Origin of the sequence: Anaerovibrio sp. (assembly GCF_045637405.1) — a bacterium.
GTDB lineage: Bacteria > Bacillota > Negativicutes > Selenomonadales > Selenomonadaceae > Anaerovibrio.
This window is the reverse complement of sequence record NZ_JAZTZI010000136.1, coordinates 1-22041: the sequence shown is the minus strand read 5'-3', so window position 1 is coordinate 22041 and position 22041 is coordinate 1. Positions and strand designations below refer to the sequence as shown.

20 protein-coding genes and 1 pseudogene are annotated in these 22041 nt (G+C 43.7%); 17 read left to right on the top strand and 4 right to left on the bottom strand.

What is annotated here, in order from left to right; genetic code table 11:
- Positions 1-112: 112 nt before the first annotated feature.
- The gene (gene dcuC / locus ACKI5G_RS09585) at positions 113-1387 is read right to left on the bottom strand and encodes a C4-dicarboxylate transporter DcuC (protein WP_407399846.1); all 1275 of its coding nucleotides are present in this window, start codon (positions 1385-1387) and stop codon (positions 113-115) included.
- 292 nt (positions 1388-1679) lie between these two features.
- On the opposite strand from dcuC, the gene mqnE (ACKI5G_RS09580) reads away from it, so the two are divergent.
- The 5 genes from mqnE (ACKI5G_RS09580) to ACKI5G_RS09560 are packed head-to-tail and all read left to right on the top strand — an operon-like array spanning position 1680 to position 7930.
- On the top strand, positions 1680-2774 hold the full coding sequence (gene mqnE / locus ACKI5G_RS09580; protein WP_407399844.1) for an aminofutalosine synthase MqnE: 1095 nt from the start codon (positions 1680-1682) through the stop codon (positions 2772-2774).
- Between the two features lie 33 nt (positions 2775-2807).
- Positions 2808-3896, top strand: coding sequence for an aminofutalosine synthase MqnE (gene mqnE / locus ACKI5G_RS09575; RefSeq protein WP_407399842.1), 1089 nt, complete (start codon positions 2808-2810; stop codon positions 3894-3896).
- Positions 3897-4919 (top strand): cyclic dehypoxanthinyl futalosine synthase, encoded by a 1023-nt coding sequence (gene mqnC / locus ACKI5G_RS09570; RefSeq protein WP_407399840.1) that lies wholly within the window; start codon positions 3897-3899, stop codon positions 4917-4919. It abuts the gene before it with no gap.
- Position 4920: 1 nt separating this feature from the next.
- Entirely contained in the window at positions 4921-5769 is an 849-nt protein-coding gene (locus ACKI5G_RS09565; protein ID WP_407399838.1) for an MTAP family purine nucleoside phosphorylase, read from the top strand.
- 28 nt (positions 5770-5797) lie between these two features.
- Positions 5798-7930 carry a M13 family metallopeptidase gene (locus ACKI5G_RS09560; protein WP_407399836.1) on the top strand — a complete coding sequence of 711 codons (2133 nt, stop codon included), beginning with the start codon at positions 5798-5800 and terminating at the stop codon, positions 7928-7930.
- 114 nt (positions 7931-8044) lie between these two features.
- Here the strand turns inward: ACKI5G_RS09560 and ACKI5G_RS09555 are convergent, their stop codons facing one another.
- A complete protein-coding gene (locus ACKI5G_RS09555; protein ID WP_407399834.1) occupies positions 8045-9358 on the bottom strand; it encodes a Na+/H+ antiporter NhaC family protein in 1314 nt (437 codons plus the stop codon).
- A gap of 215 nt (positions 9359-9573) precedes the next feature.
- Here ACKI5G_RS09555 and ACKI5G_RS09550 point away from each other — a divergent pair, with 215 nt between their 5' ends.
- Positions 9574-10920: a GGDEF domain-containing protein gene (locus ACKI5G_RS09550; protein WP_407399832.1), complete on the top strand. Its 1347-nt coding sequence runs from the start codon at positions 9574-9576 to the stop codon at positions 10918-10920.
- A 61-nt stretch (positions 10921-10981) separates the two neighbouring features.
- On the opposite strand, the gene ACKI5G_RS09545 is transcribed toward ACKI5G_RS09550, so the two are convergent.
- On the bottom strand, positions 10982-11767 hold the full coding sequence (locus ACKI5G_RS09545) for a hypothetical protein (protein WP_407399830.1): 786 nt from the start codon (positions 11765-11767) through the stop codon (positions 10982-10984).
- Positions 11768-11933: 166 nt separating this feature from the next.
- Between ACKI5G_RS09545 and ACKI5G_RS09540 the strand changes: the two genes are divergently transcribed.
- The 7 genes from ACKI5G_RS09540 (at position 11934) to gatB (ending at position 17643) form a co-directional block, all read left to right on the top strand.
- The gene (locus ACKI5G_RS09540) at positions 11934-12491 is read left to right on the top strand and encodes a LemA family protein (protein WP_407399828.1); all 558 of its coding nucleotides are present in this window, start codon (positions 11934-11936) and stop codon (positions 12489-12491) included.
- Entirely contained in the window at positions 12491-13459 is a 969-nt protein-coding gene (locus tag ACKI5G_RS09535) for a TPM domain-containing protein (RefSeq protein ID WP_407399826.1), read from the top strand. The genes ACKI5G_RS09540 and ACKI5G_RS09535 overlap by 1 nt, the downstream gene beginning before the upstream one ends.
- Positions 13460-13871: 412 nt before the next feature.
- Positions 13872-14003 carry a hypothetical protein gene (locus ACKI5G_RS09530; protein ID WP_407399824.1) on the top strand — a complete coding sequence of 44 codons (132 nt, stop codon included), beginning with the start codon at positions 13872-13874 and terminating at the stop codon, positions 14001-14003.
- On the top strand, positions 13969-14187 hold the full coding sequence (locus ACKI5G_RS09525; RefSeq protein WP_407399822.1) for a hypothetical protein: 219 nt from the start codon (positions 13969-13971) through the stop codon (positions 14185-14187). The genes ACKI5G_RS09530 and ACKI5G_RS09525 overlap by 35 nt, the downstream gene beginning before the upstream one ends.
- Before the next feature lie 234 nt (positions 14188-14421).
- Positions 14422-14712: an Asp-tRNA(Asn)/Glu-tRNA(Gln) amidotransferase subunit GatC gene (gene gatC / locus ACKI5G_RS09520; RefSeq protein ID WP_027397042.1), complete on the top strand. Its 291-nt coding sequence runs from the start codon at positions 14422-14424 to the stop codon at positions 14710-14712.
- A gap of 16 nt (positions 14713-14728) precedes the next feature.
- Positions 14729-16198, top strand: coding sequence for an Asp-tRNA(Asn)/Glu-tRNA(Gln) amidotransferase subunit GatA (gene gatA / locus ACKI5G_RS09515; protein WP_407399820.1), 1470 nt, complete (start codon positions 14729-14731; stop codon positions 16196-16198).
- Positions 16199-16200: 2 nt separating this feature from the next.
- A complete protein-coding gene (gene gatB / locus ACKI5G_RS09510) occupies positions 16201-17643 on the top strand; it encodes an Asp-tRNA(Asn)/Glu-tRNA(Gln) amidotransferase subunit GatB (RefSeq protein ID WP_407399818.1) in 1443 nt (480 codons plus the stop codon).
- Positions 17644-17849: 206 nt separating this feature from the next.
- On the opposite strand, the gene ACKI5G_RS09505 is transcribed toward gatB, so the two are convergent.
- Positions 17850-19154 carry an NCS2 family permease gene (locus ACKI5G_RS09505; protein WP_407399816.1) on the bottom strand — a complete coding sequence of 435 codons (1305 nt, stop codon included), beginning with the start codon at positions 19152-19154 and terminating at the stop codon, positions 17850-17852.
- Positions 19155-19428: 274 nt separating this feature from the next.
- On the opposite strand from ACKI5G_RS09505, the gene ACKI5G_RS09500 reads away from it, so the two are divergent.
- The 4 genes and pseudogenes from ACKI5G_RS09500 to ACKI5G_RS09485 all read left to right on the top strand — a co-directional run.
- Entirely contained in the window at positions 19429-20976 is a 1548-nt protein-coding gene (locus tag ACKI5G_RS09500; protein ID WP_407399814.1) for an SLC13 family permease, read from the top strand.
- 135 nt (positions 20977-21111) lie between these two features.
- Positions 21112-21360, top strand: coding sequence for an IreB family regulatory phosphoprotein (locus ACKI5G_RS09495; RefSeq protein ID WP_027397049.1), 249 nt, complete (start codon positions 21112-21114; stop codon positions 21358-21360).
- The gene (gene ruvX / locus ACKI5G_RS09490; protein ID WP_407399812.1) at positions 21360-21776 is read left to right on the top strand and encodes a Holliday junction resolvase RuvX; all 417 of its coding nucleotides are present in this window, start codon (positions 21360-21362) and stop codon (positions 21774-21776) included. Before ACKI5G_RS09495 ends, ruvX begins: the two co-directional genes overlap by 1 nt.
- Positions 21777-21861: 85 nt before the next feature.
- Positions 21862-22041 (top strand): annotated as a pseudogene (locus ACKI5G_RS09485) (DUF1292 domain-containing protein); the annotation flags it as partial.

The following is a 22041-nucleotide window of genomic DNA, read 5'->3' as shown; positions in this document are numbered from 1 at the left end:
AGGACTAACTCACTTCGTTCGTGTCGCAACGAGCAGGGAGATATGCTCACCAGCTGTTGTAGTTTGTTTTCCCCCACCTAAAGAGGTGAGGGACATCTTAAAGCTCGTTATATTACAGGAAAAGCATCAGTGCAATTGCTGCTGCGATACAAGGCAGAGCATTGCGCTTGGATACTTCCATAGGGTTAACCTTAGCCAGACCAGCGCAGATAATAGCTGCACCAGCCACTGGGGACATGGAACGGCCCATAGCACCTGCAATCTGTGCTAAAGAACCGAGGTTCATAATGCTGAGACCGAACTGCTCAGCAAATGGAGTAACTGCACCATTGAATGCAAAGGCGGCAGCATCACCGGAACCGGAAATAACAGCAATCAGGAATGGACCAAAGGTGCCGGCAGCTGCAGCTGCGGACTGGGAGCCTTCCATGAGCTCAGTCATGGCTTTAGTAAGGCCTATAGCGGACATACCAGTGGTGAAAATGCTGGCGCAGACGATAAGACCGATTACATCAGCATAAGCATCACCCATGCCCTTGAAGAAGTTCTTGCAAACCTGCTGTGCGTTGGACCAGGTAACTAAAAGACCAAGAACAACACCGAGAATCATGGAAAGAGCAACGCTCATTTCCGGGAGTACAGCAATCTGCTTGGAGCTGAGAATCAAAAGAACAAGTGGTACCAGTGGTACAATAGCCTTGAGAGGATTTACCTTGAAGGAATCAAAATCATGTGCAGCATCATTCTCAAGAGATGCACGGTAAGCCTCACTGCGTTCATCGTTTGCGCCTTCCTTCATAACGATAGCATAAGCGGTCATTACTGCAACGCAGGCGAAGGAGGCAATGATAGATGCAGGGGTTTCATTGATGATAACTGTCATCATGTCAGTGCCAGCCAAGTCAGCTACAAATGGATTATGAGCATTACCAGGGCTGATGGCACTACCCCAAGTACCAGCCAATACGGTGGCAGCTGCCATAGCAGGATGAACACCTGCGGCAATAAGAGTAGGAATCAGAATACTACCAACAGCTGCAGAACAACCGGATGCAGATGGGATAGCCAAGCTGATCCACCAGGTCAGGAAGAAGGACAGCGGAACAAGAATAACGCGTCCCTTCTTAAGGACACCGGAGATGGACTGAACCAGGTGCTGGTCACACTCGGTCAGCTTCATAACATAGGAAAAACCCATTACTGTACAGATGGTTGGTACGAGAGAATTATTAGTCATAGCTTTGATGAAAGCAGGCATAATATCCTCTGGCATGTTGCCAATCAGGCACATGATAATACCAGCCAAGAACAGTACCAGACGCGCCTCAACCTTTTTGATAATCAGCGCAAATGTAAGAATAACAATAATAATTCCAGCGAGTAACATTTTTCTACCTCCTAATCTCACTGTATAAAAAATTTCCAAAACAATTATAAGCTATACTTATTTATTTTTCAAATTTAAAGAAAAATCATTTGTACTTTTAAGTTAGACACGTAAATAAATAAAACTATATTTATATATTTAAAAAATCTTTTCATGAAATAATCAGAAATTACCCTCATAATAAATGCAAATGGGATGAAAAATAAGAACATTTAGGGTATAATGTATTCCGTATGCAAACAAATACATCATACATATTGATAATATATATAGAAACAGAGGGATATTAGTTTTGTACGCAACCGATGAATATGCAGATATTGAGCAAAAGATATTAAATGGAGCTAGGCTTACCAGAGAAGACGGTATCCGTCTTTTTAATTGCCATGATATTGCCTGGTTAGGCAATATGGCTGATATGGTGCGAAAAAAGAAGTGTGGCGATATTGTTTATTACAATGTGAACTGTCATGTAAATCTCACTAATATATGCACCTCCCATTGTAAGTTTTGCGCCTTTGGCAAGGATAAGGACAGCAAGGGAGCATATGCTTTTTCCATTGAGGAGGCCCTTAATGTTGTTCGTGATGCCAAGAAGGACCCGAATTTGGCAGGACTTCATGTGGTAAGCGGGCTTCATCCGGATTGGAGCTTTGAGGATTATTTGGAGCGGCTCCAGGCTCTGCATAATGAATTTCCGGAGCTTTATTTAAAAGGCTTTACTGGGGTAGAGATTACTCATTTTTCCAAGATTTCCGGCCTCAGTGTTGAGGATGTGCTAAAAAAATTAAAGGCTGCTGGTCTTAAGGCAATTGCAGGCGGCGGTGCGGAGATTCTTTCCGATAGAGTAAGAGCTGAGCTTTGTCCAAATAAGGCCACAGCTGATGAATGGATTGAGGTGGCCAGAACTGCCCATAAGCTGGGTATCAAAACAAATGCCAGCATGCTATATGGTCATATTGAGACCATTGAGGAACGGGTGGACCACCTTATAAAATTACGTGAGCTTCAGGATGAAACTGGCGGTCTTCAGACCTTTATATGTTTCCCATTCCTGCCTAAGAACACAGAGCTGGGAAAGAGTGTAAAGCAGACCTCCATGTGGGATGACCTTAGAACTATGGCTATTTCCCGTTTGATGCTGGATAACATAAAGAATATCAAGGCTTATTGGGTAATGCTTACAGTTCCTGTGGCTCAAATAGCCCTGGGCTTTGGTGCCAATGATATTGATGGTACTGTACATAAGGAAACTATCCTTCACGATGCGGGGGCAACCAGTCCAACGGCTCTTAGTGAGGACCATATTATTAAGATTATTCGTGATGCAGGCCGTATTCCGGCTGCCTGTGACTGCAATTTCAATATATTGCGTCGTTTCGATTAAGCATCAGTTTAGTTATTAAGGAGAATTACCAAAATGACTGAAGAAGCTATAAAAACTGCAAGAGCAAAGGCTGAAAAAGGGGAGCGACTTACCCTTCAGGATGCCCTGGCCCTTTATGAGGATAATGACCTTCTTTTTCTTGCCTCCTGTGCCCGAAAGATGAAGGAAAAGAAAAGCGGCAAAAATGTTTTTTATAATGTAAACAGACATATAAATCTGACAAATATCTGCACCTCCGGCTGTCCTCTGTGTGCCTTCCAGTGTGAGGAGGGGGACAAGCGGGGCTATGTTATGGAACCGGAGGATATTGCCAAGGTCCTTGAGGATGCCAAAAAAGTCAAAAATCTTGGGGAAATCCATATTGTAAGTGCGCTGCATCCAACCAAGACCTTCGATTATTATTTGAATGTGGTGCGCCAGGTGAAGGCGGCCCTTCCAAATGTGGACATTAAGGCCTTTACCCCTGTTGAGGTGGTGCATTTTAGCCAGATGACAGGAAAATCTGTAAAGGAAATTTTGAAGATTTTGCAGGAGGCAGGCTTGTCCTCCTTGCCAGGTGGCGGTGCAGAAATTCTTAATGATCGTGTGCGCAAGGAAATTTGCCCTAAAAAGGCCACCACAGCCCAGTGGATAGAAACCATAAAAGCGGCTCATGAACTGGGTATTCGTACCAACTGCTCCATTATGTATGGTCACATTGAAACCATTGAGGAGCGGCTTCAGCACCTCTTTACACTACGGGATATTCAGGACGAAACAGGTGGCTTCCAGGCCTTTATCGCCTTCCCATTTCATCCAGCCAATACCCAGCTTAGTCACCTAAAGCGTGTGGGCTCTTGGGAGGATATGAAAATGATAGCCATGTCCCGTCTGATTTTGGACAATATTGATCACGTCAAGGCCTTCTGGATAATGCTGACAACACCGTTGGCACAGCTGGCCCTCGGTTTTGGTGCCGATGATTTGGATGGTACCATCGGTGAGGAGAAGATTATCCATGAGGCCGGGGCCAAGACCGGTACCGGCACCACCAGAGAGCGGCTTAGAAAGCTCATTACTGAGGCGGGTATGATACCTGTGGAAAGAGATACCTTCTATCATCCAATAAAGGAGGCGGAATAAATGCGTATGGAATCCAAGGAGGCCGTGGAGCTTCTAACTAACGGCGATCCAATAGAAATGGGCCGTGCGGCTGATGCAGAACGCCGCAAGCGGTTTGATGATACCGTAACCTTTATTGTGGACAGAAATATAAATTATACCAATGTGTGCAAAAATGAGTGTCGTTTTTGCGCCTTTTTCCGTCGCAAGGACCACCAGGATGCCTATCTTCTGACCAATGAGGAAATTCTGGCAAAGGTGCAGGAAACTGTGGATGCTGGTGGTACCCAGCTCATGATTCAGGGTGGACTGTACCCTGATTTGGGTCTTAAATATTATGAGGATATGCTAAAGGCCATTAAAAGCAAATACGACATAACCATTCATTCCTTTACGGCCACGGAAATTCAGCATTTTGCCTATCAGGAGGGTATTTCCATTTTGGAATGCCTTAAAAGATTGCAGGCTGCAGGTCTGGACAGCCTTCCAGGTGGCGGTGCAGAAATTCTGGTGGATGATGTACGCAAACGGGTCAGTCCTAAGAAAATAATGACTGATGACTGGCTTCATGTTATGGAGTGTGCCCATTCCATTGGTATGGAATCAACGGCTACTATGGTTATCGGTTTGGGAGAAACCATGGCTCAGCGCATTGAACACATGGAAAGAATCCGCCAGCTTCAGGATAAAACAGGCGGCTTTAGAGCCTTTATTTCCTGGACCTTCCAGCCACACAACACTGAAATGGGCGGTGAGAAGGTATCTGGCTGGGATTATATGCGCAATCTTGCCATGAGCCGTCTGTATATGGATAATATCAAGCACATTCAGGGCTCCTGGGTAACTCAGGGGGAGCGTATCGGCCAGCTTACTCTGGGCTTTGGTGCGGATGACCTGGGCAGCATTATGCTGGAGGAGAATGTGGTGAGGGCTGCAGGCACAGCTTATGATATGTCCATCAACAAGATGGTTGAGATGATTAAAGGGGCCGGCAAAAAGCCAGCCCAGCGAAATACCAAGTATGAGATTTTACGGAGGTTCTGATATGGCTGATAATATGATTCCTAAGGCAGATTATGCTGTAGTGGGTGGCTCCGGCACCCTTTCCTCAAATTTTCCTGCCAATGTGAAGGATGAAGATGTTAAAATAGTGGCAGAGAACCTTTATTTTGATACTCCATACGGCAAAAGTCCGGCCTTCCGCCATTTTACTGTGGGGGAGAAGCATGTTCTTACCGTAAGAATGCACGGCTGGCGTAGCGGTGTTACCAGAGCAGATGCTTCCCGTCAGGTATTCTGGGTATTCCGTGAGGCGGGAGTTAAGCGCATTATTTCCGAAGGTGGCGTAGGAACGGTAAACAAGCTTCTGGATATCCGTGATTTTATGATACCGGATGATTACCTTGATATGTCCATGCGCAAGGATGTTATGCTGGATGGCCGTTATCTTCTGGTAATGCGTGATGCTCTGTGTCCTGAGCTTCGTGAGGCCCTTATTAAGGCCACCAAAAAGCGCTTTGATGGACGCATTTTCACCAGAGGAACCTATGCTGTAACCGACGGCCGTCATTTTGAAAGTCCTGCTGAGGTGGCTATGCTTAACGGTCATGCAGACATAGTGGGGCAGAGCATGTGTCCTGAGGTGTATCTTGCCCGTGAGATAGGTGCCTGCTATGCGGGATTGTATTTTACCGTAAATTATGGTGAGGGTATAAAAAAATGGTCCCATCAGGATATGACAGATATTTTCTATGATGATGCACCTATGATTGGCGAGATCATATTGGAAACCATCAGAAATGTTGATGCTGAGGACAGAAAGTGCGAATGTCTTGAGCTGCGCAAGGAAACCCTGTTAAAGGATGTATACAATCAGGAGTCAGCCAAGGGCTGATATGTTGATGTGAAATGGCGGTGATAATATGGTCTTTGTGAAATTTAAAATGAAGCTATTGGCTTTGGCAATGGCCTGCGCCTTTGTATTTTTACCTAATGCCTCTGAGGCATCCAAAATAAATGACGCTCAACAGACCACGGTTATTCTGGAGAAGGAGGAGCCCAAGGGGGCAGCTGATGATGGAGCTGATCAAAAGTATATCAGTGCCAACAAGCCTATTGCTGATGGTGGCAGTCCTTGGATGGATGTGAGTGTTATCGACAAGAAGCATGAAGTTCCCGGCTTTTCTGCCAAGGATAATTTCTATTCCTACAACAATGATTATTGGATAAAGCAGATGGGTGAGTATGGTATCAGCTCATCCTATGACGTGTTCAACGAGGTAAACAGCAAGGTAGATTATAACATTGCCAATTTGCTGGAAACACCTTCCCTTTTTAGCCATGATGCCTCCATTTGCCAGAAGGTATATAGGATGGTAAAGGATTGGAACAAGCGTGATAAAATTGGCTTGAAGCCTCTGATGGATGATGTGAATAAAATAGAGGCTATTCAGACGTTGGAGGATATGGATAACTACATTATTGGGGATGTGGTTCCAAACAGTGCCTTTTGTGAGCCGGATTTACAGCCGGATTTAAATGACACCAAGCATTATGCCATGAATATTATTCCTATGGGACTTACCCTGGGAGATGCAGCGGAATATTCCAAATTGACGGTGTTGGGCAAGCGCATAAAAAATGCCAATGATGTGGCGGCCAAGAAGATGATGATGCTGGCAAAGTACGATGAGGAAACTGCCAAGGCCAAAATAGAAGCCATGTATCGTCTGGAGTATGCATTAGCTGGCAGCATGTATACCCGTGAGGAGGCCTCCAAAGCGGACTATATTCAACGGACCAACAATCCCGTAACCCTTGATGAGCTGAAGGATATGGCTGGCCGTTATCCTATAATGGCCTATCTTAATAAATATGGTCTTGACCAGGCAGAGCGCTTTTCCGTACCAAATCCTGCATATATAAAGGCTTTGGCGGCATATTACAACGAGGAACACCTTCAGGATATGAAGGATACCCTTATTGTTTATCGTATGCTGGAAAATATGGAAATGCTTAACTCAGCGGCCAATGATGTTGCCATGGAGCACAACCTGGCAGTGCGGGGTTATAAAGGAAGTGTTCCGGACTGGGTACGGGGTGTGGAATACGTAAAAGCCGTATTGCCGGGACCACTGTCCAACCTTTATGCCGAGGCTTATTGCAGTAAGGAAGTAAAGCAGGATATTGAAGGTATAATAGCTGATGTAACCAATTATTATAGGGCGATGCTTCAAAATGAAACCTTCCTGTCTCCGGAGGTCCGCCAAAAGGCCATTACCAAGCTGGATAATCTGAAGGTTCGTGCAGTTATGCCAGATAAGCCTAAGAAATGGAATGATATTAAGCTGAATAAGTGCAAGAATCTTATTGATGTGCGTAATGCTCTTTTAAAATGGGAGATTGGTGAGTACCTCAAGAAGATGAATGGCGAGGTGGAAATTAACTGGATCCCGTCCTATACCGTTAATGCCATGTATAATATAGCTGATAATTCCATTAATATTCCTGCGGGAATTCTCAACGGTGTATTTTATTACAGCGACTATTCCTACGAGGAAAAAATGGGCGGTATAGGTATGATTATTGCCCATGAGATTTCTCACGGCTTTGATACCACCGGCTCCCAGTTTGATGAAAATGGTAACATGAAGGAATGGTGGACACCTGAGGATAAGGCGGCTTTCAATGAAAGGGCCAAGAAAGTAGTAGACTACCTTAATAGCATTACTGTATATGAAGGACTTCATTGCAATGGTGAAATCAATAAGGGAGAGACTATTGCCGATATTGGCGGTATGCAGTGCATACTTTCCATTGCCAAGAATAAGCCGGATTTTAATTACAAGCAATTCTTCAATCAATATGGCAAGCTGTGGCAAAGTATATATACCAAGGAGTTTGGGGAGCTTCAGGTGAATACGGATCCTCATCCGTTGCCATATCTAAGGGTAAATGTTATATTGCAGCAATTTGATAAATTCAATGAGACCTACGATATAAAGCCAGGGGACAAAATGTATCTGGCTCCGGAAAAGCGGATTCTTGTATGGTAGGTCTGAAATAAGCTAAACAGGGCAACAAATTACGCAAAAGGAAAACTCTGCTGTTAGTCAGGTAGTCTGATTAATAGCAGAGTTATTTTTTTAGCCAGTTATTAAGCTTAAAAATTAATCCTCATCTATGCTTGGAAGGAACACGAAGAGTATGGAGCTTACCAATAAAAGGTAAGGGTAAAGAAGATAAGGCAGTACATGAAAAGCGGAAATTTCCCAGCCAAGGCTGGTTGTAATGGAAAGAGCCACCAGCATTTGGGCACCGTATGGAAGGATGCCCTGGAATATACATGAGAAGGTATCAAGGAGTGAAGCAGATTCCTTTGGTGAGATATTAAAGCTGTCAGAAATCTGTTTGGCAATAGGGTTGGTCATTACGATAGCAACGGTATTATTGGCAGTGGCAATATCCATGAAGCCTACCAGCATACCAATTCCCAGCATACCACCCTTTTTGGTGCTGAATATCTTATGTACTGTAGAAAGAAGGGCATTAAAGCCACCATTATATGCTATGAGACCGCCGATACAGGATACCAGAATGGCAACCATGGAGGTTTCAAACATTCCGGCGGTGCCCTTGCCAATATTTGCCAGATAATCCAACGTTGATACTTCACCCATGCCCAGCATAAGAATAGAACCGCTGATAATACCTACAAGAAGCACTAAAAATACGTTAAAGCCCATGATTCCGCCAATGAGTACCAGGAGATAAGGAATAATTTTAATAAGGTTATATTCCTCAATTTGAAGGGCTCCGGCTGGACGTTCCAATGTGAGGAAGTAAAGAACTATTATGGTTAAAATAGCCGCTGGAACAGCGATTTTAAAGTTAGCCTTGAACTTATCCTGCATTTTACAGCCTTGACCGTTGCAGGCGGCGATGGTGGTGTCAGAAATAAAGGAAAGGTTGTCACCAAACATGGCTCCTCCCATTACTGTTCCCACACAAAGTGGCATAGGATAACCAGTGCAGCCACCAATGGCGATGGCAATAGGTGTAATGAGGGTAATGGTTCCCACAGAGGTACCCATGGCCAATGATACAAAGGCGCTGATAAGGAATAACACAGGAATGGCATAATCTGCCGGTATAAGGGAAAGGAGAAAATACGCCACACTTTCTGCACTGCTTCGTCCCAAAACCCCAACAAAAACGCCCGCCATAAGGAAAATCAAAATCATGGTGATAATATTGGGGTCAGCCATGCTGTTGGCCATAATCTTTAATTTTTCATTCATATTAATACCCTTCGCCTGAATACAAGCCACAAGCAGGGCAATCATAAATACAACAACAACTGAAACATTATAAAAGCCCATTGGTACATTCATTATGTACTCCAGGGTAATACCTAGTCCCAGATAAAGGAACACAAAAACTGCAATAGGCAGTAATGCTCCAAAGCTTTTTTTATTTTCCAAGTTCGTTCCTCCTAAGTAAGATGAAGATTTAATATACTAAGTTTTCCTATTTAATGAAAAGTCCTTGAACATTATACCCTATTTATTAAAAATATTCTATTTTTCTATGGTTTAAGCAGGAAAAATAGGGTGTAAAGGAGAAATAAAATAAACGTGCGAAATAGAAGTAGCGGGATAATGCTTTTTTGGTTTATGCGGTTCAATAGGTAATAAAAATGAGTAATTCACATGGACTAAAGGATAATTTAATGAATTGCAGTATGGAAATGAGTTTTGACTATGATAATAGTCTGCGGGAACAGTTGGCGGTTGTCGATTCTATGTCCAAGTTTTATATTTACATATATTCCTTTGATTTGGTGACAGAAATGTATAGGGAAATATATGTGGATGAGGCTCATGTTCATACCATTATGGGAGATGCTGGCAATATCAGTATTTCTGTCAAGGATATGTGCCGGATGCTGGTTAAACCTGAATATATATCGGGCATGGTGGATTTTACGGAAATCAGTACCATGGGATATCGCTTGCAGGATAAAAAGTATATTACCTATCAGTATGAGGGAATCAATACCGGCTGGCTTGAGGCTATTCTTTTTCCTGGAGAAGTGGATGAGAATGGTGTTCTTACCAAGGCTATTTTTGCAGTTCGTGACATAAACTACGAAAAAAACAAGGAATCACAGCTAATTTACAATTCTTATGTTGATGATCTTACCCAGTTATATAACCGTAAGATGTACAATGAAAATTTGGTAGAGTACGAGAATTCAAAGCTTCAATCTAACATGGTGTTTCTGTCAGTTGATGTTAACGGCCTTAAAATTGTTAACGATACATTGGGCCACGATGCTGGTGATGAGTTAATTATCGGGGTTGCAGATTGCCTCAGACGGTGCTTTTCTCAGTATGGTCGGGTATATAGGCTTGGTGGCGATGAATTTGCGGCGGTCATTTATATTTCTCCGGCTAATCTCCCACGGCTTATTTGCAATTTTAACAGTATTGTGGAAGGCTGGCATGGCAAGCTGGTGGATAGCATGTCCATATCCTTGGGTTACGTTACCCAAACAGAGTGCTGTGAGAAAAATATTTATGAAATGGCTAAGGTTGCTGATGAACGCATGTATCGTGATAAGGAGCAATACTATGCCCTTAAGGGAGTAGACCGTACCGGAAGACAGAGTGCCCACAACGCCCTCAGTTGTATGTATGAAAAGGTCCTGAAGATGAATCTTACAACTAACAGCTATCAGATTATTCACATTGATGAGAAGGAGTTTAAAAATTTCAATGATACCAGATATTCTCTTTCTGTGGATATTAAGCGTTATGTTGAGGATGGATATATTCATGCAGATGATCAGGAAAAGTTTTTAAAGTACATGAATATAGATTATATTAAGGAATTTTTTGAAGGAAAAAAGAATTATTATTCATTTTCATATAAAAGAATTGTAGATGGAAAATATCTTACGGTAACTACTGAGTTATTGCGGGCTGATGATTATTCAAAGGATAATCGGACCATATTTTTGTTTGTAAAAAAATATAGATAGGTTGCAGGTAAAATAAATATCCCCCCAAGCGGTGCTTAGGGGGATATGTTAGTTTCAGATGCTATTTAAAACTCCTGAAGGAATCCCATAACATATTAAAGGATTTCTTTTCCTGAAGCTGGGTAAATAATTCCTTGGTATTCATCCAACCTATTACTCCTTGCTGAATATTGCCACCGCCTAAATGTTCCTGTAAGAGATTGTCATATCTGGATTTATCAATTTCCACAGGCTGTTGATCGGCAGTATTATTTTCTGCTTCGCTGGTTAACCATCCAGGCAGGTAATAGTGATTTGTTTCCGTGCCATCATAGCCGGATAATTGCCATTTTCTGATGGCAAATTCATCAATTAGTAAATCGCCAATTAGGCGTACAGCATAGGTTTTGGTGGTGTTCTCAAACTCAGTTTGCCATTTTACGCTGTCAAATATGTAATAATAAATCCCTTCCCCGGGATTTGCATATATTTTAGGATTTTTTGCTGAATCCGGTGCGCTGAAAATGTCCGGATAATCTGATCCACCTGTGAGATACACACCCCATCGGCGTTCCAAGGTCGTTGCGTCCATTTCCTCACACTGGATATAAGGTGCCCCGTCCAAGCCTGCTTCCTTGGCCTTGAAAAGTTCAACATTGCCGTCATGGTCAAGATCCGTTATGGCATAATGCCATTTTTCCCAATCCTTATCCTTTGCCGGCGTTACGAACCACCCTTTACTTCCCATACCTGTCTGGGACAAAATATCGATTTGATGAGCCTGCTGCATAGGGGCTGCCAGGGCCGCAGTAGCAGCCAACGATGCCAATAATGTCATGGCTAATGATTTAAACATAATTTTTGCCATTGGTATAAACCTCCTTAAAACACTTTCCAGTCTTCAAATCAAATTCGACAAAAATATCTGTCTTTCCTTCAATAAAAAAACATTTATTACATGATGCATGATATACTATAGAAAATTATTGTGCCATGTAAAAATGAGCATATAAAAAAATTCAGGGGGGATTAATTTGCTTAGAGTTAGTGGTATTCTTTCAATCGTGCTGTTGGCGGTTATTATTTTTGGTGGAATTGGAACCTATAACAGCATAAAGGAAGCTCGTATTAATGTCGATGCCCAATATGGACAGGTGGAAAATCAGATTCAGCGACGGGCTGATTTGATACCAAATCTGGTGAACACCGTAAAGGGATATATGAAATATGAAGAAAAGGTTCTTACGGAGGTAACAGCTGCCAGAGCCCAGGTGGCCGGAGCCGGCTCCCCGGAGGAGATGGCAGCTGCTGATTCTGCCTTGTCAGGAGCATTGGGACATCTTTTTGCAGTAGCTGAGAACTATCCGGAGTTAAAGGCAGATGCTCATTTTACAGAGCTTATGCGGGAAATATCCGGCTCAGAAAATCGTATCGCGGTAGCCCGCAAGGACTACAATACTGCTATAAAGGACTATAATGTTATTGTCAGCACCTTCCCCGGCAATATGTTTGCCGGAATGATGGGTTATTCTCCTATTGCACCATTTGCGGCTGAGGAATCGGCCCATAGTGTGCCACAGGTGGCATTCTGATGTGGGGGAAGCGTACTCTTTGGCATTCGTTGCTGGTTTTGGTTCTGCTTGTGGTTCAGGTAATATCATGGCAATTTATAAATTACGGAACGGCCCTGGCAGCAGATATTCCCGCACCGCCAAAGAAGGAAATTTATGTGGCTGATTATGCCGGTATGGTAATGTCAGAGGAAAAGCAGGAAATTTTGACTATTGGTCAGGACTTGGACAAGCGTTTTGGTGCCCAGCTGGTGGTAGTAACCATTGTTTCCTTGCAGGGTGAAAGTATCGAAGAATACGCTAACGAGCTGTTTCGTAAGTGGGGTATTGGAGACAGAAAAAAGAATAACGGCGTATTGCTTCTAATTTCCAAGGAAGACAGAAGATTTCGCATAGAGGTGGGCTACGGACTGGAGGGTGCCCTAACAGATGGCTACACCGGTGAAGTTTTGGATGGTATGGTACCATACTTTAGAAATGGCGATTATTCCGCAGGAATAGCTGATGCTTACTTCAAGCTGGCAGGAAAAACATACGATGAATATGGAGCGGCACCTCCGGAGGGGTTTGTAATTGAAAATTCATCATCTGATGATGTAAAAGGTACGGCAATGGGAAATAACCCGGCAGTAAAGGACAATCCGGCTGCAGGTGTCAATGCAGAGACAGGAGCTAATATAGAGGATGAAGAATATGAATGGTGGGAATATATTCTCTACGGAATCTTTGGCCTTGCCCTTGGAGTTGGACTGTTTTATGTTTTGATATGTTATGTCCTGTTGCCAATGCTGAATTTAACTATTTTTGCTTTTATGGCTATTTTATATATAGTTTCCCTCGGCCATCTGGGTTCTCTTGACTTCAATGGTATCTTTAGTGGTAAAGGCGGAGGCTTCGGCGGTGGCGGTGGAGGCTTCGGCGGTGGCGGCGGAGGAGGAGGCTTCGGTGGCGGTTCCTCTGGTGGCGGCGGATCGTCCGGTGGCTGGTAAATGAGAGTTTATGTATGTGTGTTGTAGGGGGAGGTTCATTTTATGAAAAAATTAATTGCAATCAATGGAAGCCCAAGAAGAAGTGAAAACACAGCCCAGCTTTTACAGCATAGGCAGAGAGCTGGTTAAATAAAAAGGGAAAGTCCGTTTCACGAGCTAAAAGTTTAGCAGGTAAAAGGAAATAGGAAAAATAATTTAAATTTCACATAGAATTGGCCACTTTTTGCAAAAAAACGACTAATTTTTGCAAAATTGTTGAAAGATAGTGATTTTTTTTTAATTAAGTTGTCTTGTGGATGGGAACCCATCTTGTTGAGTTGAATGCCCCATGAATGGTGAGGCGTCAGCTCGGATAATATAAAATAAAGGCGCGTATATTTGTCGCGCCTTTTGCCTTGAGGAGTTTATTATTATGGAAACACTGCAAAAAGCACTTGCTTGGAAGCATACACAAAAAATTATAACCTTTGTAATTATTTTAAATGCTGTTGTATTGGGTATATTTCCTGGTGTTCATTCTTCTTACTTCCATTACTTTGCTTAATGTAATGGTGGGAATTGTAGTTGAAGCTGTAGGTACCATATCTGAGGCAGCCAAAAAGAAGCAGGCTGCCAAGGATGCGGAAAAGGCATCAGCTGATTTGTTGGAAGCTGATGAGGTGGGAAAGGAAATCCGAAAGCATTTTGAACAGATTGAGGAGCTGCTGAAGGCAAGGAAAGAAATGTAGGTTATGTTACCCTTGATCTGAACCGCAGTGGTTTTCCCGGCAAGAAGAAAGGCATTACCGGAGGGCGTTCTGCGGTATTCCATATTTAATAGTCATAAAAGTTACAAGGGGCCTGTCATGGAACAGCCCCTTATTTTTGTTGGGCTGTTTAAATTAGCCCGATATTATGGTATAATTGCTTCTGTGTGTAAACAATGAAATCTATATCAAATATATGATTTGGATGGTGATAAAATGAAGGTTACCAAGAAGGATATGGAAAATGTAGCAGTATTGTCCCGTCTGGATATTCCTGCTGACAAGGAAGCTCAGTATACCCAGCAGCTCAATGATGTGCTGGAGTATTTTGACAACCTGAGTGCCGTTAATACCGATGATATTAAGCCACTGGCCCATGTGTTGCCTATCAGCAACGTGTTCCGTGAGGACGTGGTGAAGGAATCCCTGGACAGAGATTTGGCCCTGTCCAATGCGCCATTGAAGGAAGATGGCTATTTTAAGGTTCCAAAGGTATTGGAAGACTAAACTAGGAGGCAGCACTGTGAAATTATTTGAACAGCCAGCACATGTCCTGCACGACATGCTTGTTAATAAAGAAATAACCTCACTGGAGCTTACTGAAGCAGTTTTGGCCCGTATTGATGAGGTGGAGGGTGACGTTAAGGCTTATCTTACCATTACCCGTGATGAGGCTATTGCCCAGGCAAAGGCCGTTGACGAAAAGATTGCCAAGGGTGAAACCATTTCCTTCCTGGAGGGTATCCCTGGCGCCATTAAGGATAATATTTGCACCAAGGGTGTAAAGACTACCTGCGCATCCAAGATTTTGCAAAATTTCGTTGCACCTTATGATGCAACTGTTATGACCAAGCTGAAGGCTCAGAACCCTGTTATTATTGGTAAGGCCAACATGGATGAGTTTGCCATGGGTGGTTCCACTGAGAATTCCGCATTCCAGAAGACTGGTAATCCTTGGAACACTGAGTGTGTTCCTGGTGGTTCCTCCGGTGGTAGTGCTGCTGCTGTTGCTGCTGGTACTGCTGTATGGGCTCTGGGCTCCGATACTGGCGGCTCTATCCGTCAGCCGGCTTCTTTCTGCGGTGTAGTAGGCATGAAGCCAACCTATGGCCGTGTATCCCGTTATGGCCTGGTAGCTTATGCTTCCTCCTTGGATCAGATTGGACCTATAACCAAGGACGTTACTGACTGCGCCCATATATTGAACATTATCTCCGGCCGTGATGAAATGGATTCCACCAGTGTAAATGAGGAGGTTCCTGATTTCACCAAGGCTCTGGTGGAGGACGTTAAGGGCCTGAAGGTAGGTATTCCTAAGGAATATTTCGTAAAGGGCATGGATCCTGATGTGGAAAAGACCGTACGCGAGGCTATTGATAAGCTGAAGGAGCTTGGCGCTGAAATCGTGGAGATTTCCCTGCCAAATACCGACTATGCAATTTCCACATATTATCTCATTTCCCCGGCTGAGGCTGCTACCAACCTGGCCCGTTATGACGGCGTAAGCTATGGTGAGCGGGCAGAGGATGCCGCTGATTTGGTGGAAATGATGACCAAGACCCGTACCGAATATTTAGGTGAAGAGGTTAAGCGTCGGATTATGATTGGTAACTACGCCCTTAGTGCTGGTTACTACGATGCGTACTATTTAAAGGCCCTGAAGGTTCGTCGCCTTATTAAGGAGGACTTCGACAAGGCCTTTGAGCAGGTGGATGTAATTGTATGTCCTACTGCACCAACGCCTGCCTATAAGATTGGTGAGAAGATTTCCAACCCGCTGGAAATGTATTTGCAGGATGCCTGCACGGTTCCTCTTAATCTTGCTGGTCTTCCTGGTATTTCCGTACCATGCGGTTACAGCTCCGACAATATGCCAATCGGCTTACAGATTATTGGCAAGGCCCTGGATGAGGAGACTATTCTCCGTGTGGCCTACACTTATGAGCAGAGCCAGTCATTCCACAATGACCGCGCTCAGTTGGGAGGTAACTAAGCATGAGCTACGAGGCAGTTATTGGACTTGAGATCCATAGTGAATTAAAAACAAACACCAAGATTTTCTGTGGCTGTGCTACTACCTTTGGTGCTGAGCACAACACTCATGTGTGCCCGGTTTGTCTTGGCCTTCCAGGTGTTCTGCCTACCCTTAATAAGCGGGTATTGGAATTCGCTATTAAGGCTGGTCTGGCCCTGAATTGTGAGATTAATAAATTTTCCAAGTTTGACCGTAAAAACTATTACTATCCAGATTTGCCAAAGAACTGGCAGACTTCCCAATATGATTTGCCAATCTGCGAAAACGGTTATGTAGATATTACCAAGAGCAATGGGGAAACCAAGCGTATCCGTATCACCCGAATTCACATGGAGGAGGATGCCGGTAAGCTGGTACATTCCGGTAACACCATTAAGGATTCCGATACCTCTAATGTTGACTACAACCGTACCGGTGTACCTCTCATTGAGATTGTATCTGAGCCGGATATGTCCTCACCTGAGGAAGCCCGTCTCTACATGGAGAAGGTTAAGTCCATTCTTCAATACATTGATGTTTCCAACTGTAAGATGGAGGAGGGTAACCTCCGTGCTGACCTTAACGTATCTCTCCGTCCTGCTGGCAGTGATGTTCTTGGTACCCGTACTGAGATGAAGAACATCAATTCCTTCAAGGCGGTGGAAGAAGCCCTGACCTATGAAATCGAGCGTCAGGAGGAGGTGCTGGAGGATGGCGGTCATATCATCCAGGAGACCCGTACCTGGGATCCTGACCGTGGAATTACCCTTTCTATGCGCAGCAAGGAAAATGCCCACGACTACCGCTATATGCCGGAGCCTGATTTGGTGCCTATTATCACTACTGACGAAGAAATTGAAGCCTTTAGAAAATCCCTGCCTGAGCTTCCAGATGCCCGCAAGGCCCGTTTGGAGGAGCAGTATGGTCTGTCGGCCTATGATGCAGGTATTATCACCAGCTCCCGTGAGATGGCGGAATACTTTGATGCTGTTATTGAAACAGGGGCTGATGCCAAGCTGGCGGCCAACTGGATGATGGGTGACCTGGCCAAGAATCTGAATGCTGAGGGACTGGAAATCAGTGCTTCACCAGTTGATGCCAAGCGTCTTGGCGAGATGATTAATCTTATCAGCAAGGGAACTATTTCCTCCAAGATTGCCAAGAAGGTATTTGAGGAAATGTGGAAGAGCCCTGACAGTCCTGAGAAAATCGTTAAGGATAAGGGACTGGTACAGATTACTGATACCAAGGCTATTGAGGAAATCGTCGATAAGGTTATCGAGGCAAACCAGAAGGCCGTTGAGGACTACAAGTCCGGCAACAAGAAGGCCATCGGTGCTTTGGTTGGTCAGGTAATGAAGCATTCCAAGGGCAAGGCTAACCCTCAGACTGTAAATCAGATTTTAGCCCAGAAGCTGGGATAAGTACATAAGAAATAATATAACGGAGCTGATTAGCTGTATTCGAACGGCAGGCAATGTGACTGGAGGTGTTTCCTCTGCCTTTGTAATGGCCCGCCTGAACGATAATGTGGATAAGGAAATATATAGTAAATAGTAAATATTTTTTGACAGCAAAAAGGCTGAGGGGAAATCTCTCAGCCTTTTTCCGTGAACGATTTAGTTGTTTTTTATTGGATTATTTTTAGGAATTCCAACAGGAACCAGATGGTGAACAGATAAAGAAGCGGATGAATATCTTTCCGACGGCCGGCGGCGATGCTAATAGCTACATAGCTTATCATACCCATGGCTACACCGTTGGTGATGCTATAGGTTAGTGGCATAACGATACAGGCCAGCACCGATGGAAAAAGAGTCGGTTTATCATTCCAATCCAAGGTACTGATTTCACCAAACATCTGAATACCGGCGATAATCAGTACCGGTGATGTAATAGCTGGAACCGCGGCAATAGCCTGAGCCAATGGAGAAAGGAATATAAGTGTTATAAATAACAGGCCGGTGGTTACTGCGGCTAACCCTGTTCTGGCACCGGCCATAACGCCAGCGGAGGATTCTGCAAAGCTGGAGCATGGTCCTGTTCCCAACAGAGTACCCCAGAAGCTGGCAAAGGCATCAGCCATTAAGGCACTGCGTAAATTTGGAAAAACGCCACCCTTCATCAGCTTAGCCTGCTTGGCTACGCCAATCATGGTTCCGGTGGTATCAAACATGGTTACCAACAGTATAACCATTACAACTGGAAGCATCTCATGTATCTGGTCAAATTCCAGTCCGCCAATGGTGGTATCAATCCCCGTTGGCAGGGATACCAATTGGGAAGGTAGCGGGAGCAGCCCGATAATTCCAGCAATAATAGCAATAATAATCATACCTATCAGCAGAGCTGCCGGCACATTTAAAATCGTCAATATAAGACATAATAGAACGCCAATGGCGGTAAGGGCCGTACCAGGATCTGTGAGATTTCCCATGGTTACAAAGGTACTTGGATCAGCTACGACAAAGCCACCATTTTTTAGGCCGATAAAGGTTACGAATAGGCCTATGCCTGCGGTAATACCAATTTTTAGACATTCGGGAATAGAGGATATAAGCTGTTCACGAAAGGATGTCATGCTCAAAACCAGAAAGATGGAGGCAGCTACGAAGCAGGCCCCCAGGGCATCCTGCCAGCTATGGCCCATGGATACAACTACTGTAAATACCACATAGGCATTTATGCCGATACCGGGGGCAATTACAATGGGGTAGTTGGCAATCATCCCCATGTAAAAGCAACCAATGGCAGTGGCAACGATGGTTGCCAGAAATACTCCGCCAAAATTCATGCCGGCATGTTCAAAGAGGGCCGGATTAACGACAATGATATACATTATTGCGAAAAAATTAAGTAGACCACATAACAACTCGGTTTTTATGGAAGTTTTTCGCTGTTCAATTTGGAAATGACGCAAAATAAAGCCTTTCATACTGTATCAATCCCTTCTGAGTAATGGATTATCCCCAGATTAAATAAGATAAGAAATATATATTCAATCCTATATTATTTATACTATGTTACATTTGATGGTGTCAAATGGTTTTAGCTTTTATGTTATTGCACTTTAACTTTTCTTAATAACAAACTAAAATATAATTTATTTTTTTATTTTTTTATAAATTTATAGGGAAAAATGAATTAATGTCGAATACACTTGAGTATATAACGTATGATTAATTATATATACAAAGGAGTGTGAAGCAATGCGTAAACTAAGCAGGGAGGCCCTGGATATAAAGCGGTCTGAGCAATCCTTTGACCGAAAACGCAAGACTGTAGGTTTGTTTGGTGCCCCGTTAGTGGCTATGCTGGTGTTTTTTACCCCAATAGATGGAATAACTGTAGAGGCTCATAAGCTGCTTGCCATTACAATTTTAGTTTCATTGTGGTGGATCACGGAGCCTGTACCAATTCCGGTTACGTCCCTTATCGGTCCGGTGCTGGCTGTAATGACAGGGGTGGTGAAGGAAGTAGATGCATTTGCTGCCTTTGCTAATCCTATGATATTTCTGTTTATGGGAGGATTTATCCTTGCCAAGGCCATGATGATTCATGGATTGGACAAGCGATTTTCCTATTGGCTATTATCCATGTCCTGGGTTGGCTCTAATCCACGCCGTATCTTTCTCGCCATTGGTTTAGCGGCGGCTCTTTGCTCCGGCTGGGTCAGCAATACAGCTACAGCGGCCATGATGCTGCCAATTTGTTTAGGACTTTTAAGTGCAATTAAGGATATGATGGCGGCCAACGGAAAGGATATTGATTTATCTGATTATAAATATGCTACAGGACTTATGCTGATGACGGCCTATGCGTCTTCCATCGGTGGTGTTCTTACACCAATTGGTACACCGCCTAACCTGATTATGCTTGGGTTCCTGGATCAGATGGCCAATATTCATATTTCCTTCTTTCAGTGGATGCTTTGGGGCACCATTGCCATGGTGGTGTATTTTGTCATTGCCTATGTGGTGCTGATACGACTGTTTCCATCTGATGTGGATAAGATTGATGGGGCCGAGGAATTTATTGCTCAGCGCTTAAAGGAATTGGGGTCATGGACCAGAGCACAGAAAAATACCCTGTTCTGCTTTTTAGTGGCAGTTATATTATGGGTTGCCCCTGGCGTATTAAGTATTGTTTTGGGTACTACATCACCGGTTCTTAACATGTACAACCAATTATTCCCGGAGGCTATAGCAGCCATGGCCGGTGCCTTGCTTCTTTTTATCATTCCGGTGAATTTTAGTGAGCGTAAATTTACCATTAAGTGGGAAGAAGCCAAGGATGGAATTGAATGGGGGACCTTAGTCCTCTTTGGCGGTGGCCTGGCTATGGGCTCCATGATGTATAAGACCGGTTTATCCGCCTGGATAGGTGATTTGCTTATCAGAAGCCTGGGCGGTTCCATTTCCCAGATAACCATGGTGGCTGTCTTCTCGTTATTGGCCTTGCTGTTGTCCGAACTGACTTCCCATACGGCATCCACCAATATGCTTGGTCCCTTGGCTATTACAGCAGCCATATCAGCTGGACTTAGTCCGGTTCCGGTAGCCGTTGGTATTGCCTTGGCGTCCTCCCTTGGCTTTATGCTTCCGGTATCCACTCCACCAAATGCCATTGTATATGCCACGGGCTATATCCCAATTACCAAGATGATTCATACCGGCATAATTATAGATGTTATTGGTATTGCCTGTGTAACTATTCCATTGGTCGTCTATTTTGTAACCTGGGTAGTGGGAGTTTAAGTTATATTGAATAAATAATTAGGCAGATTGCTGATATTAGAGAATGAGCTTCAGCTTTATGGGGCTCATTCTTTTAATTTTCAGATTCATGTGTTACACTATAATCATGAATGAAACTTAATCGGAGGTGCAAATATGGTTAGTGAAGAAACTATGATGTTCCGTTTTGGTGCAGATGAGAATAAGGCAGAAAATATTATAAAGAGCACCTGCTCATCTATGGAAAAGAAAGGTTATAACCCAATCAACCAGCTGGTGGGGTATCTTTTGTCCGGTGATCCAACATACGTTACCAGCTTTGAAGATGCCCGTAAAAAGATTCGCACTCTGGAGCGGGATGAGATTTTGGAAGAATTAATCAGATCATATTTGGAGAAGAAGTAATGGAAAGAGCTTTGGCCCTTGATGTGGGAGATAGAACAATAGGAATTGCTGTCAGCGACCTTCTGGGAATGACTGCCCAAGGTGTGGAAACCATTCGCAGGACAGCCATGGAGGATGATATTAACCGTATCAAGGAACTGGCGACAGAATATGAAACCACCAAAATGGTGGTGGGCTATCCCAGGAATATGAACGGCACCGAGGGTCCCCGTTGCGAATTTGTTAAGGAATTCTGTGAGGAGCTCAAGAAGGTTATTCCAGATGCCAATATTATTCTCTGGGATGAGCGATTATCTACTGTGGCGGCTACCCGTTCCCTTATTGAGGCTGATGTAAGCCGTAAGAAACGCAAGAAGGTTATAGATAAAATGGCAGCGGTGTTTATCCTACAGGGGTGGCTTGATAGTCATGGTTGACAATGGTAGTGCCATAAGGTAAAATCCCATTGTTTATTAAGTTAATTTGTGGCCTTAGGGTCATATACCTAAAAAGGAGAAAAGCATGGCAGATAATAAGAATGTACCTGAAGAAGATTTTATGGATGATGACATTATTGTTACATTTCAGGATGATGAGGGCAACGAGCGTTATTTCGCAGAGGAAATGCGCATTCCTTTAAATGGTGCTGAGTATGCACTGCTGGTTGGCCTCAATGTAGAGGAAGATGAGGACTTTGACGAG